Source organism: Rhodoferax sp. U2-2l (genome assembly GCF_020594515.1).
GTDB lineage: Bacteria > Pseudomonadota > Gammaproteobacteria > Burkholderiales > Burkholderiaceae_C > Rhodoferax.
This window is the reverse complement of record NZ_JAJCTH010000001.1, coordinates 272,854-285,561: the sequence shown is the minus strand read 5'-3', so window position 1 is coordinate 285,561 and position 12,708 is coordinate 272,854. Positions and strand designations below refer to the sequence as shown.

The window sequence follows — 12,708 nt, the reverse complement described above, 5'->3', positions numbered from 1 at the left end:
TCAGGGGCACGATTCGCCTTTCAAGAATCTTTTGGAGGCAAGGCGCGAGACCAGATGAGCAAGCCGTAAATGGTCACACCCACGCCAATGGCGGGGAGCCGATACAACCAGCGCGCCCGGCGCGAAAGATGATCGCCCATTGATTGAAACTCAGCCATTGAAACATCCAGACCAGCCGCCAGGAAATAAGACACTGCCAGGCAAACGAGACCGGCAGCGATGATGGCAACACCATAACGCCCATCCAATAGCCTGAAATCACCCCACAGCCAGTCCCAAGCAAACAGAACACCACCACAAAGCAGGGCCAGCGCCCACCACGATGCCGACGTGAAGTAGCCGACCACAGCGATCACGCCACACGGCACCACGTAGGAGAGTCTCCCGATCGGGTCCACACTGAAAACCGGTTACCTCACCCACTTGCGCGCATTGCGCCAAAGCTGCATCCACGGGCTGAAACCGGACACATCCTGATCCGTCCAGCTCATCTGCACGTTGCGAAACACGCGCTCGGGGTGCGGCATCATGGCGGTGAAACGGCCGTCTGCGGTGGTCACTGCGGTCAGGCCGCCGGGGCTGCCGTTCGGGTTGAACGGGTAGGCCTCGGTGGCGGCGCCGCTGTTGTCGACATAACGCATCGCGGCGATGGCCTTGTCGGCATTGCCACGGTACTTGAAGTTGGCAAAACCTTCGCCGTGCGCCACCGCAATCGGCAGGCGTGCACCGGCCAGGCCCTGGAAGAACAGCGATGGCGATTCCAACACTTCCACCAAGCTCAGGCGGGCTTCAAAACGTTCACTCTGGTTGGTGGTGAAACGCGGCCAGTCCTGCGCGCCGGGGATGATGTCGGCCAGCTCGGCAAACATCTGGCAGCCGTTACACACGCCCAGGCCGAAGGTGTCTTCGCGGCCAAAGAAGGCTTTGAACTGGTCCGCCAGCACGGGGTTGAAGGTGATGGAGCGCGCCCAGCCAATGCCCGCGCCCAGCGTGTCGCCGTAACTGAAGCCGCCACAGGCCACCACGCCCTTGAAGTCAGCCAGGTTGGCACGGCCCGTTTGCAGGTCGGTCATGTGCACGTCAAAGGCTTCAAACCCGGCCTCGGTAAAGGCGTAGGCCATTTCCACATGCGAGTTGACGCCCTGCTCGCGCAGCACGGCAACCTTGGGGCGGGCCAGCACAATGGCTGGAGACACTGGCGCTTTCGCAGCAGCATGCCCTTTTTCTATAAGGTCTCGTGCCTGATTGGGCAGATAAACATGCAGCCCTGGGTCGGCCGCCACGCCAGCGGCCGCGTGTTCGGCATCGGCACAGGCGGGGTTGTCACGCGCTTGGCAAATCTTCCAGCTGGTGGCGTCCCACACCTGGTGCAGGTCGGACAAGGACGCGCTGAAAATGGTTTTGGCATCGCGCCAGACCTGCAACTCACCGACACCGGCCTGAATTTCCGAGGACGCCGGGCGGGTTTTGCCGACGATGTGGCTGTGCAGGCTCAGGCCGTGCTCGCGCAGGGTTTGCATCACGGCGCTGCGCTCGGCGGTGCGCACCTGGATCAGCGCGCCCAGTTCTTCGCTGAACAGGGCTTTGAGGGTGAGTTCATCCCGTCGGCCATTGATTTGACCGGCCCAGTTTTTGGCGTCGCCCACGTCCATGCGGCTGTCAGAAATGCCGTCGCCCTCGGTCACCAGCATGTCCACGTTCAGCGCCACGCCCACATGCCCGGCAAACGCCATCTCGCAGGCCGCGGCAAACAGGCCGCCGTCGCTGCGGTCGTGGTAGGCCAGGATCTGGCCCTGGGCACGCAGGGCATTCACGGCGTTGACCAGGTTGATCAGGTCTTGCGGCTGGTCCAGGTCGGGCACCGCGTCGCCCATCTGGCCCAGCGTTTGCGCCAGAATGCTGCCGCCTATGCGGTTCTGACCCCGGCCCAGGTCGATCAGGATCAGCGAGGTGTCATCGGTTGCATTCAATTGCGGCGTCAGCGTGCCGCGCACATCGGCCAGCGTGGCGAAGGCAGTGATGATCAGCGAGACGGGCGAGGTGACCTTTTTGGCGTCGCCAGCGTCGTCCTTCCACTGCGTGCGCATGGAGAGAGAATCCTTGCCCACCGGGATGCTGATGCCTAAAGCGGGGCACAGTTCCAGCCCGACAGCCTTGACCGTTTCATACAAGGCGGCGTCTTCGCCCGGTTCGCCACAGGCGGCCATCCAGTTGGCGGAGAGCTTGACGCGGTCCAGCTCAATGGGTGCAGCCAGCAGGTTGGTGATGGCTTCCGCCACCGCCATGCGGCCGGATGCGGGCGCGTTCACCGTGGCCAGCGGGGTGCGTTCACCCATGGCCATGGCTTCACCGGCAAAACCTTTGAAATCCGCCAGCGTCACCGCCACATCCGCCACCGGCACTTGCCAGGGGCCAACCATCTGGTCGCGGTGCGTCAGGCCGCCCACGGTGCGGTCGCCGATCGTCACCAGAAAACGCTTGGACGCCACGGTGGGGTGCGCCAGGACGTTGATGGCCGCTTGCTGCAGGGCCACATCGGTCAGGTTGAGGGGCGCAAAAGTGCGCGCCACGGTGGTCACATCGCGGTGCATTTTGGGCGGTTTGCCCAGCAGCACGTTCATCGGCATGTGGACGGGAGGATTTGCCCCCACGTTCGGCACTGGCGTGTCCTCTCTGCCCCCCGAGGGGGCTGCGCTTGCTTGGGGCGGCCCGGCGCGGCGCGCGCCATCCAGCCCAGCAGCGTGATCGGGCAAAGGCAAGTCCACATCCCCCACCACCAACTGGCGTTCTTCGGTGGCGACACCCACCACCGCAAACGGGCAGCGTTCGCGCTCGCACAGCGCCTGGAACATCGCCAGCGAATCGGCGGCAATCGCTAAAACGTAGCGCTCCTGGCTCTCGTTGGACCAGATTTCCTTGGGCGCCAGGCCGCTCTCTTCCAGCGGCACCGAGCGCAAATCGAACAGCGCGCCGCGCTGCGCATCGTTGGTCAGCTCGGGGAAGGCGTTGCTCAAACCTCCCGCGCCCACGTCGTGAATGGCCAGGATCGGGTTGGCCGGGCCTTGCAGCCAACATTGGTTGATGACCTCTTGCGCTCGGCGCTGGATCTCGGGGTTACCGCGCTGCACCGAGTCAAAGTCCAGATGCGCAGCATTGGCGCCGGTGGTCATGGAGCTGGCGGCGCTGCCGCCCATGCCGATGCGCATGCCCGGGCCGCCCAGCTGGATCAGCAGGCTGCCTGCGGGAAATTCGATCTTGTGCGTCTGGCTGGCATCAATCACACCCAGGCCACCGGCGATCATGATCGGTTTGTGGTAGCCGCGCTGCTCGGTGGCGCTGCTGCCGTCGGCCAGGGTGTAGTTCAAGCTTTGCTCGTATTCCCGGAAGTAGCCCAGCAAATTCGGCCGACCAAACTCGTTGTTGAACGCCGCACCACCCAGCGGGCCTTCGATCATGATTTGCAACGGGCTGGCAATGTGTGCCGGTTTACCGTAGCCAAGCGAGGCGTCCCACTGGAGCTTGGAAACGGTGAAGCCGGTCAACCCCGCTTTCGGTTTGGAGCCACGCCCAGTGGCGCCTTCGTCACGGATTTCACCACCCGCACCGGTGGCTGCGCCGGGGAATGGCGAGATGGCGGTGGGGTGGTTGTGCGTTTCCACCTTCATCAGGATGTGCTGGGTGGCGGCTTCCTTCTGGTAGCTGGCAGCGTTGATGCCGCCGGCACCGCTGGCCGCCTTGGCGCTGAAGCGCTCCACCTGCGCACCGGCCATGACCGAGGCGTTGTCCGAGTACGCGACCAGCATGTGCTGCGGATTCGTCTGGTGGGTGTGGCGGATCATTCCAAACAGGCTCTTGTCTTGCGCCACGCCGTCAATCGTGAACTGGGCGTTGAAAATCTTGTGGCGGCAGTGCTCGCTGTTGGCCTGGGCGAACATCATCAGCTCCACGTCGGTGGGGTTGCGCTGCAGCTGGGTGAAGGCGGTGACCAAATAATCAATCTCGTCCGCGGCCAGCGCCAGGCCAAACTCGGTGTTGGCGGCCAGCAGTGCGGCCTTGCCGCCACCCAGCACATCCACATGCGCCATCGGCGCCGGGTGCAGCTCGGTGAACAGGTTCAGGGCCAGGGCAGGATCGAACATCACGCTCTCGGTCATGCGGTCGTGCAGCAGGTCAGCGATCTGGCCCAGTTGCTGCTGGCTCAGGGTGGGCTTGGAGAGCAAACCACTTTTCAGGGTGATGCGGTAGTGCACCACCCGCTCCACCCGGCGCACGGCCAGGCCGCAGCTGTGGGCAATGTCGGTGGCCTTGGAGGCCCAGGGCGACACCGTGCCAAAGCGCGGCGTAACCACGATAAGCGCACCATCCTGCGGGCCGGTGTACGGGTCGCCATAGGTCAGCAGCGCCGCCAACTGGTCTTGCAGCGCCGGTGTGGGCGCCTGGTCAGACGCCACCAGGTGCACAAAGCGGGCAGAAAGGCCACTGACCTTGTCGTGCACCGCTTGCAGGGCTGGCAAAAGCTGTTGGACTCGGAACGCGCTGAGAGCGCTGCCGCCCTCGAATTGGGTGAGATGCAGGGTCACGGTGGGGGCCTGTTGAAGAACTGTCGGTTTGAAAAAGGTTCGCGGCGCAAGCGCTGACTGGGCCTGGCCGTGAAGCCCACCATTTTATCAGCGCCCCCCAAACCAGCGACCGGGTCACAGACGCCCGCGCGACCAACCCCCTGCCTGCGTACGTTGAGGCCCCAATGGGATAATCCCGTCCCATGACTATCACCATCAAAGATGCCGCAGGCATTGCCGGGATGCGCGTGGCGGGCCGCCTGGCCGCTGAATTGCTCGATTACCTGGCCCCTTTCGTCAAACCCGGCGTGACCACCAACGAGCTCGACCGCCTGGCCGACGCCTACACCACCCAGGTGCAAGGCGCCATCTCGGCCCCGCTGAACTACGCGCCCGGCGGCCACAACCCCTACCCCAAAGCCATCTGCACCTCGATCAACCATCAGGTGTGCCACGGCATTCCCAACGACAAGCCGCTCAAAAAAGGCGACATCGTCAATGTGGATGTCACCGTCATCAAGGACGGCTGGCATGGCGACTCCAGCCGTATGTACATGGTGGGCGAGGTGTCGGTGGCGGCGCGGCGGCTGTGCAACCTGACCTATGACGCCATGTGGAAGGGCATCATGAAAGTGCGCGACGGCGCTTACCTGGGCGACATCGGCCACGCCATCCAGACCTTTGCCGAAGGCCAGGGCCTGAGCGTGGTGCGCGAGTTTTGCGGCCACGGCATTGGCGCCAAGTTCCATGAAGACCCGCAGGTGCTGCACTACGGCCGCCCCGGCACGCTGGACCAGCTCAAGGCCGGCATGACCATCACGATTGAGCCGATGCTCAACATTGGTCGGCGCGACATCAAGGAACTGGGCGACGGCTGGACCATCGTCACCAAAGACCGATCGCTCTCGGCACAGTGGGAACACACCGTGCTGGTCACCCCCACCGGCTACGAGGTGCTCACGCTGTCTGCCAACAGCCCGCCGATTCCGGCGTTTGTCACCCCGTCTGCCTGAGCAGTTTTTCATCACACCACAGGCCTGCCACATGACCCTCAGCCATTCCCTGCGCAGCCAATACCGCAACGACAAGGCCGCCCTGCTGGCCAACCTGGCCAGCAGCGGCGCTTCAACCCGTGGCGTGAATGCCGCACTGCTGAGCCTGGCCCAATTGGCCGACAAGGCGCTGGTCCAGCTGTGGCAAAACGCCGGTTTCACCGACGACTTTGCGCTGCTGGCGGTGGGCGGTTTTGGCCGCTGTGAATTGTTTCCCCACTCTGATGTGGACGTGCTGCTGCTGCTGCCCAACGACCAGTCGCCCGATCTTGACGCCGACCTGAAAGCGCGCATTGAAGGTTTTATCGGCAGCTGCTGGGACGCCGGGCTGGAAATTGGCTCCAGCGTACGCTCGGTGGACGACTGCATAGCCGAGGCTGCCAAAGACGTGACCGTGCAAACCGCCCTGCTCGAAGCGCGCCTGATCACCGGCAGCAAGCCGCTGTTTGACTGCTTTCAGAAGGCATTTTTTAGCGCCATGGACGCGCATGCCTTTTTTGTGGCGAAAACCCTGGAGATGGAGCAGCGCCACACCAAATTTGAGGACACGCCCTATTCGCTGGAGCCCAACTGCAAGGAATCACCCGGTGGCCTGCGCGACCTGCAGACCATTTTGTGGGTGGCCAAGGCGGCTGGTTTTGGCAGCAGCTGGAGCGCGCTGGCCAAGGCCGGCCTGGCGACACCGTTTGAGGTGAAACAACTCAAGCGCAACGAGGCCCTGCTGCGCCTGATCCGCGCCCGGCTGCACTTGCTGTCAGAGCGGCGCGAAGACCGGCTGGTGTTTGACCTGCAAAACAGTGTGGCCCTGTCCTTTGGCTACCAGCCGCCAGACACCCGCACGGACCAGCGCGGGTTTGTCCGCCCCAGCGAAAAGCTGATGCGCCACTACTACTGGGCCGCCAAGGCGGTGACGCAGCTAAACCAGATTTTGTTGCTCAACATCGAAGAGCGCCTGAGCCCGCTCAGCCACACCACCCGCCCGCTGCGCCCGCTGAACGAAGATTTTCTGGACAAGGCCGGCATGATCGAGGTGGTCAGTGACGACCTGTACCGCCGCAAGCCACACGCTATTCTGCAGACCTTTCTGGTCTACCAGACCTATTACGGACTGAAAGGGTTGTCAGCACGCACGCTACGCGCGCTCTACAACGCCCGGGACCTGATGGACAGCGGTTTCAGGCACGACCCAGTGAACCGCGCCACCTTCCGCCAGATCATGATGTTCCAGGGTGGGCTCACCCACGCCATGCGGCTGATGAACCAGACGTCGGTGCTGGGGCGCTACTTGTGGGCGTTTCGCCGCATCGTCGGGCAGATGCAGCACGACCTGTTCCATGTGTACACGGTGGACCAGCACATCCTGATGGTGCTGCGCAATGTGCGGCGCTTTTTCATAGCTGAACACGCCCACGAGTACCCGTTTTGCTCGCAACTGGCCAGCGGCTGGGACAAGCCCTGGATTTTGCATGTGGCGGCCCTGTTTCACGACATTGCCAAAGGCCGTGGCGGTGACCACTCGGTCCTGGGCGCGATGGAGGTGCGGCGCTTTTGCAGCCTGCACGACATTGCCAAAGAAGATGCCGATCTGATCGAATTTTTGGTGCGTGAGCACCTCACCATGAGCCGCATCGCGCAAAAGTCCGACCTGGGCGACCACGATGTGATTGCCAGCTTTGCCAAACATGTGGGCAGCGAGCGGGCGCTGACCGCGCTTTACCTGTTCACTGTGGCCGACATCCGTGGCACCAGCCCCAAGGTCTGGAATGCCTGGAAAGGCAAGCTGCTCGAAGACCTGTACCGCGCCACCTCGCGCGCGCTGGGTGGCCACGCGCCCGACGTGCATGCCGAAGTGCAAGAGCGCCAGCGCGACGCGCTGATCGAGCTGGCCCTGCTGTCGCAGCCGTTTGAGTCGCACAAAGCGCTGTGGGCCACGCTGGATGTGGGCTACTTCATGCGCCACGATGCGGTGGAAATTGCCTGGCACGCCCGCATGCTGTCGCGCCACCTGGGCCGCCAGCAGCCGATTGTGCGGGCCCGCCCCTCGCCGGTGGGTGAAGGTCTGCAGGTTCTGGTGTACACGCCCGACCAGGCCGACCTGTTTGCCCGCATCTGCGGTTTTTTTGACCGGCGCAGCTTCTCGATTCTGGATGCGCGCATCCACACCACCCAAAACGGCTACGCCCTGGACACCTTTCAGGTGGTGGCCACCTACGAGCCAGACCACTACCGCGAGCTGGTCAACATGATCGAGTCAGAACTGGCGCATGTGATTGCCACCGCAGCACCGCTGCCCGCGCCTGCCCGCGGCAGGGTGTCCCGCCGGGTGAAGAGCTTCCCGATCACGCCACGTGTGAGCCTGCGACCCGACGAAAAAGCGCAGCGCTGGCTACTCAACATCTCCGCCAGCGACCGCGCCGGGCTGCTCTACAGCGTGGCCCTGGTGCTGGCGCGCCACAAAGTCGACCTGAACCTGGCCAAGATCAACACCTTGGGCGAGCGGGTGGAAGACACCTTTTTGATCCAGGGCGCGGCGCTGCAGCACAACCGGGATCAAATTGAGATCGAGACCGAGCTGCTTAACGCACTGGCCTGACGCCGTGCATCAGTCGTCGGCTGCATCCAGCCCTGGAAACAGCACCGAGTTGAAGCCAAACTGGCTGAAATCCGCCACCCGCATCGGGTACAGCTTGCCGATCAGGTGGTCACATTCATGCTGCACCACCCGGGCGTGAAAACCGTCCACCACCCGGTCAATCGGGTCACCGTATTGATCGAACCCGGTGTAACGAATGCGCGCAAACCGCGGCACCTTGCCACGCAGGCCGGGCACCGACAGGCAGCCTTCCCAGTCTTCCACCATCTGCGGCGTGGCCACGGACAGCGTGACCGCGCCAGCACCCACATCGTCGTTTGGCACACCCGACATCATGGGTGGCAACGGTGTGATGGTGGGGTTGATCAACACGGTGCGGGGCACCACCGGCGCCAGCGGGTAACGCGGGTTGGATTGGCCCGAACCAAAGATCACCACCTGCCAATCCACCCCGATCTGCGGCGCCGCCAGCCCGGCGCCGTCAGCCGCGTGCATGGTGTCGAGCAAATCGGTGATCAGCAGATGGAGGTCGTCGGTGTCGAACTGGGTCACGGGCTGCGCCACACGCAGCAGGCGCGGGTCGCCCATTTTGAGGATGGTTCGAACGGTCATGGTGTTCCCCCTGAAAAATTCACGTTGATGCAGCGACGATGTCCACACCCGCAGCACGGGCAGCCTGTTTGAGTTGTTCGTCACGTGTGGCGATGGGCAGGCCATGGCGCATAGCCAATTCCAGATAAGCGGCGTCATAACTGCTCAAGCCATAACGCATAGCCAGCTCGAACAGTTGCCGCTGGCCTGGCGCCGGGCCGGTGTCTACCTCGATCGGCAGTTGCGCCAGCACATCCAGAATCTGGCGCGCTTGCGTGATGGGTAGCTTGCCTTTTGTGCAGGCGGTTTTCAGCACGTTGGCCAACTCCATCTGCCACAGGGGTGGCACCAGCGCCTTGTCGTCCTGCAGCTTGAAGGCAATAGCATCGGTATTGGCACTGGCCTGGTCACCCAGGTACCAGCCGGTGACCACCGAGTTGTCCAGCACGAAAGGCATCAGTCGCGCCCACCCTGAATCGCTTGCGCCAGCGAACTGCCCAACGTACTGTTGGCCCCCAGTTGACGCAGGGTCAACATGGCGCTGGCCACCCGCTGAGCTTGCTTGGGTTGCGCTTGTGCAGGTGAACGGATCGATACCAGCCTGGCCACAGGCAAACCGTGCCGGGTGATGGTGATGTCTTCACCCTGCTCTGCGGCGGCAATCATTTCAGAGAAGCGGTTTTTGGCTTCAAACACAGCAACAGCTTTCATGGTCTGACTCCGGGAAAATTATGGCTAGCCAGATTTTGACACAGGCTTGGGTTTCCTATTGGCAGGCTGACTTGAGCTACTTGCGCACGTCCAATCTAGGCGAAAAAACCAGGCTGTCAAACTAAGACAAACCTTCCAGCCATCAGAGGGCTACAGCGCCCGAACCCATTGCGCCTCAGTCACGATAGCCAGCGGTACACCATCTTGCTTGAGCTTCATCGCTGACTCGATCTTGGTACCAAATGATGAGTACTTCCAATCCCGACTAGACAGTTCGCCTACAACGAGAAAATCAAGTTTCTTGCTGACAGAACAAATGCGTCCACCACGCTGTGCCACGGTTTGCTCACAAGCGGTCCGTGTGCCAAACAAGAACTGACCAGTAAAACAGAAAGCCAGACTCGGAATTTGAACAACTGCACTTTGATCAATAGGCAAATCAGTTGCACCCGAGGCAATGGCGCCGTCGTCAGAAAACGCACCTCCCACAAGTTCAGCGAGGCTCTTTTGTAAATAATCCCGTTCCTCTGCTGTGATCACGCCGTCGGAAAGAACCTCTCTGACACGTTTGTAGATCACCTCTCCCGGCCATGTTGTGGCCAGTGCTTGGTTCTCTGACAACCAAAGGGACAGAAATTGAATTTCCTTGTTGTTCAACTCGCCGTCCGCAATCAGACCAGACGCGATACCAATCAACGACTCACTTCCGCGTTTTAGAAGCCTGGCGTCTGTTGCCATGGCAACCGCATATTGCTCAATCATTGAAAACTCCTGCGGAAGAAAGGCGCTTGAGGTACTCAGCTTCATCAATTACTTCAATACCGAATTTTTGTGCATCAGCGAGTTTGCTGCCAGCACCTGGTCCGGCAACCACCAAATCCGTTTTTCTCGATACAGAACCTGCCGTCTTTGCCCCAGCCAGTTCAGCCAGCTCTTTTGCGCGATCGCGAGAAACTTTATCCAAAGTTCCGGTAATAACGATTGTCTTTCCAGCAAGCAATGATGAATGTCCGTCAACTACCTCGGAATCATCGGACCAACTTATCCCCAGCCTGTCAGTCTGCGCCAAAGCTTTCTGCCAGTTCTCAGAGGATAAAACCTCGAAAATTCGAGATTCAACTGATCCACTTTGTAGGGTATTTCTCTTACCGGCTTCCAACAGTGCGTGCGGTGTCGGGAAGGCTTCAACAACCAACTTCTGGGATTTTGTACCGACTTTCTTGATAGCCAATGTACTCAACAGCTTCAAAAAAGACAACGAAACTACACGCTCCGTTTGCATTGGTGGCAATGGGCTGAGTTCTCGCAGAAGATCACTGAGAACCTCTTTGTTATGTTCTTGGCTAAAAAAACTCAGGAGAGATTTGGCTGTGACCTCACCGAGGTTATCGATCAACAAAAGTACCTCGGCGGTCGCCTGCGCTAACTCCGTCAAAGATCCAAAAAACCGTGCCAAATCCTTCGCGGTCGCTTCACCCACATGTCGAATGCCCAAGCCGAAAATGACTCGCCTAAGCGGTCTGGTACGAGACTCTTCTACGGAAGCCACTAACTTGGCTGCCAAATCTTCCTGGACCCGCACCAACTTGGTCTTTGTGTCACCATCTTTATATGTAAAAGGCTCTTCGCGAATAACAAAACCAACGAGCGGTTTGTCCTTCAACTGGTAAAAGTCAGCCACTGTGGTCAGCCAGCCAAACTGCGCAAACCTTTCAATGTATTCATCACCAAAACCATCCAAATCCATCGCCTGACGACTGGCAAAGTGCGCAAGCGCTTGAGTTCTTTGGGCGCTGCAAAACAGCCCGCCAGTGCAGCGGTAGTCGGCTTCACCCTCCTCGCGCACCGCTGCGCTGCCACACACCGGGCAGGTTTTGGGCATGGTGAACATCGCGCCTCGTTCAGACGCCGCAATAGTTGGTGAGCCGCAGCTGGCATCGTCAGACGGCAACACCACGCTCACCACCTCGGGAATCACATCGCCGGCACGGCGCACGATCACCGTGTCGCCCACGCGCACGTCCTTGCGGCGGGCTTCGTCCTCGTTGTGCAGCGTGGCGTTGGTCACGGTGACACCGCCCACAAACACCGGTGCCAATTTGGCCACCGGGGTCAGCTTGCCGGTGCGGCCCACCTGCACGTCGATGGCCAGCACGGTGGTCAGCATCTCTTGCGCCGGGAACTTGTGCGCCACCGCCCAGCGCGGCTCGCGGGTGACAAACCCCAGTTGGCGTTGCAGCGCCAGGCTGTCCACCTTGTAGACCACGCCGTCAATGTCAAAACCCAAGCTGTCGCGCTGGGTGCCAATGGCGTTGTAATAAGCGACCAATTCAGAAGCACCCTGCCCTTGCTTGACAAGTTCTGAGACCGGAAAACCCCATGATTTGAGGTTTTGCAACATCTCAAAGTGGGTGGCAAATGTCGGTCCGCCAGACTCGGCGGGCGTGACTTCACCCAGGCCATAGGCAAAAAAGCTCAGCGGCCGCTGGGCGGCAATGGCCGGGTCCAGCTGGCGCACCGCACCGGCGGCGGCGTTGCGCGGGTTGACAAAGGTTTTCTCGCCTTTGACGCCTGCCGCAATTTTTTGACGTTGGCGCTCGTTCAAGGTTTCAAAGTCGTCGCGGCGCATGTAGACCTCGCCGCGCACTTCCAGCACGGCGGGTGCCGCGTCGGGCAGCCGCAGCGGAATCTGGCCAATGGTGCGGATGTTTTGCGTGACTTCCTCGCCGGTTTCACCGTCCCCACGCGTAGCGGCCTGCACCAGCACACCGTGCTCGTAACGCAGGCTCATGGCCAGGCCGTCAAACTTGGGCTCGGCCACGTAGGGCACTGGCGGGTCGGTGTCGGTCAGACCCAGTTCGCGGCGGATGCGGGCGTCAAAATTTTCCGCACCGGCGGGGGTGGTGTCGGTTTCGGTGCGGATGCTGAGCATGGGCATCGCGTGGCGCACCGGGGCAAACTTGTCCAGCGGTCGCCCGCCCACACGCTGCGTGGGTGAATCGGGCGTAATCAGCTCAGGGTGCGCGGCTTCCAGCGCTTGCAGTTCCTTGAACAGGCGGTCGTATTCGGCATCCGGCAGGCTGGGCGCATCGAGCACGTGGTACAGATGGGCGTGGTGGTGCAGTGCTTGGCGCAGCTCGGCCACGCGCTTGGCATGATCCAGCGGCGGTGCAAACAGGTCGGGGGTGTGCATGGTGTGGCG

9 protein-coding genes are annotated in these 12,708 nt (G+C 61.4%); 2 read left to right on the top strand and 7 right to left on the bottom strand.

Annotated elements, in window-relative coordinates; genetic code table 11:
- Positions 1–20 precede the first annotated feature (20 nt).
- Complete coding sequence (locus LHU53_RS01250; protein WP_227330251.1) at positions 21–356, bottom strand: hypothetical protein; 336 nt, start codon at positions 354–356, stop codon at positions 21–23.
- A 54-nt stretch (positions 357–410) separates the two neighbouring features.
- Complete coding sequence (gene purL / locus LHU53_RS01245; protein ID WP_227330250.1) at positions 411–4,580, bottom strand: phosphoribosylformylglycinamidine synthase; 4,170 nt, start codon at positions 4,578–4,580, stop codon at positions 411–413.
- A 182-nt stretch (positions 4,581–4,762) separates the two neighbouring features.
- Between purL and map the strand changes: the two genes are divergently transcribed.
- Together map and LHU53_RS01235 are read left to right on the top strand one after the other, a co-directional pair.
- The gene (gene map, locus LHU53_RS01240) at positions 4,763–5,572 is read left to right on the top strand and encodes a type I methionyl aminopeptidase (protein ID WP_227330249.1); all 810 of its coding nucleotides are present in this window, start codon (positions 4,763–4,765) and stop codon (positions 5,570–5,572) included.
- A gap of 31 nt (positions 5,573–5,603) precedes the next feature.
- A complete protein-coding gene (locus LHU53_RS01235) occupies positions 5,604–8,204 on the top strand; it encodes a [protein-PII] uridylyltransferase (RefSeq protein ID WP_227330248.1) in 2,601 nt (866 codons plus the stop codon).
- A gap of 9 nt (positions 8,205–8,213) precedes the next feature.
- Here the strand turns inward: LHU53_RS01235 and LHU53_RS01230 are convergent, their stop codons facing one another.
- The 5 genes from LHU53_RS01230 to ligA all read right to left on the bottom strand — a co-directional run bounded on the left by LHU53_RS01230 (position 8,214) and on the right by ligA (position 12,699).
- Positions 8,214–8,816: a peptide deformylase gene (locus tag LHU53_RS01230; protein WP_227330247.1), complete on the bottom strand. Its 603-nt coding sequence runs from the start codon at positions 8,814–8,816 to the stop codon at positions 8,214–8,216.
- Positions 8,817–8,835: 19 nt separating this feature from the next.
- Positions 8,836–9,252 carry a type II toxin-antitoxin system VapC family toxin gene (locus LHU53_RS01225; RefSeq protein WP_227330246.1) on the bottom strand — a complete coding sequence of 139 codons (417 nt, stop codon included), beginning with the start codon at positions 9,250–9,252 and terminating at the stop codon, positions 8,836–8,838.
- Positions 9,252–9,506, bottom strand: a complete 255-nt coding sequence (locus LHU53_RS01220; protein ID WP_227330245.1) for a type II toxin-antitoxin system Phd/YefM family antitoxin — start codon at positions 9,504–9,506, stop codon at positions 9,252–9,254. Before LHU53_RS01220 ends, LHU53_RS01225 begins: the two co-directional genes overlap by 1 nt.
- 150 nt (positions 9,507–9,656) lie before the next feature.
- The gene (locus LHU53_RS01215) at positions 9,657–10,268 is read right to left on the bottom strand and encodes a BRCT domain-containing protein (RefSeq protein ID WP_227330244.1); all 612 of its coding nucleotides are present in this window, start codon (positions 10,266–10,268) and stop codon (positions 9,657–9,659) included.
- Positions 10,261–12,699 carry an NAD-dependent DNA ligase LigA gene (gene ligA, locus LHU53_RS01210; protein ID WP_227330243.1) on the bottom strand — a complete coding sequence of 813 codons (2,439 nt, stop codon included), beginning with the start codon at positions 12,697–12,699 and terminating at the stop codon, positions 10,261–10,263. The genes LHU53_RS01215 and ligA overlap by 8 nt, the downstream gene beginning before the upstream one ends.
- Positions 12,700–12,708: the final 9 nt, after the last annotated feature.

Excerpts from the sequence above, each read along its gene's own strand:
- map (WP_227330249.1), top strand. The coding sequence starts at position 4,763 with ATGACTATCACCATCAAAGATGCCGCAGGCATTGCCGGGATGCGCGTG.
- ligA (WP_227330243.1), bottom strand. The coding sequence starts at position 12,699 with ATGCACACCCCCGACCTGTTTGCACCGCCGCTGGATCATGCCAAGCGC.
- LHU53_RS01230 (WP_227330247.1), bottom strand. The coding sequence starts at position 8,816 with ATGACCGTTCGAACCATCCTCAAAATGGGCGACCCGCGCCTGCTGCGT.
- LHU53_RS01215 (WP_227330244.1), bottom strand. The coding sequence starts at position 10,268 with ATGATTGAGCAATATGCGGTTGCCATGGCAACAGACGCCAGGCTTCTA.
- LHU53_RS01225 (WP_227330246.1), bottom strand. The coding sequence starts at position 9,252 with ATGCCTTTCGTGCTGGACAACTCGGTGGTCACCGGCTGGTACCTGGGT.
- LHU53_RS01220 (WP_227330245.1), bottom strand. The coding sequence starts at position 9,506 with ATGAAAGCTGTTGCTGTGTTTGAAGCCAAAAACCGCTTCTCTGAAATG.
- LHU53_RS01235 (WP_227330248.1), top strand. The coding sequence starts at position 5,604 with ATGACCCTCAGCCATTCCCTGCGCAGCCAATACCGCAACGACAAGGCC.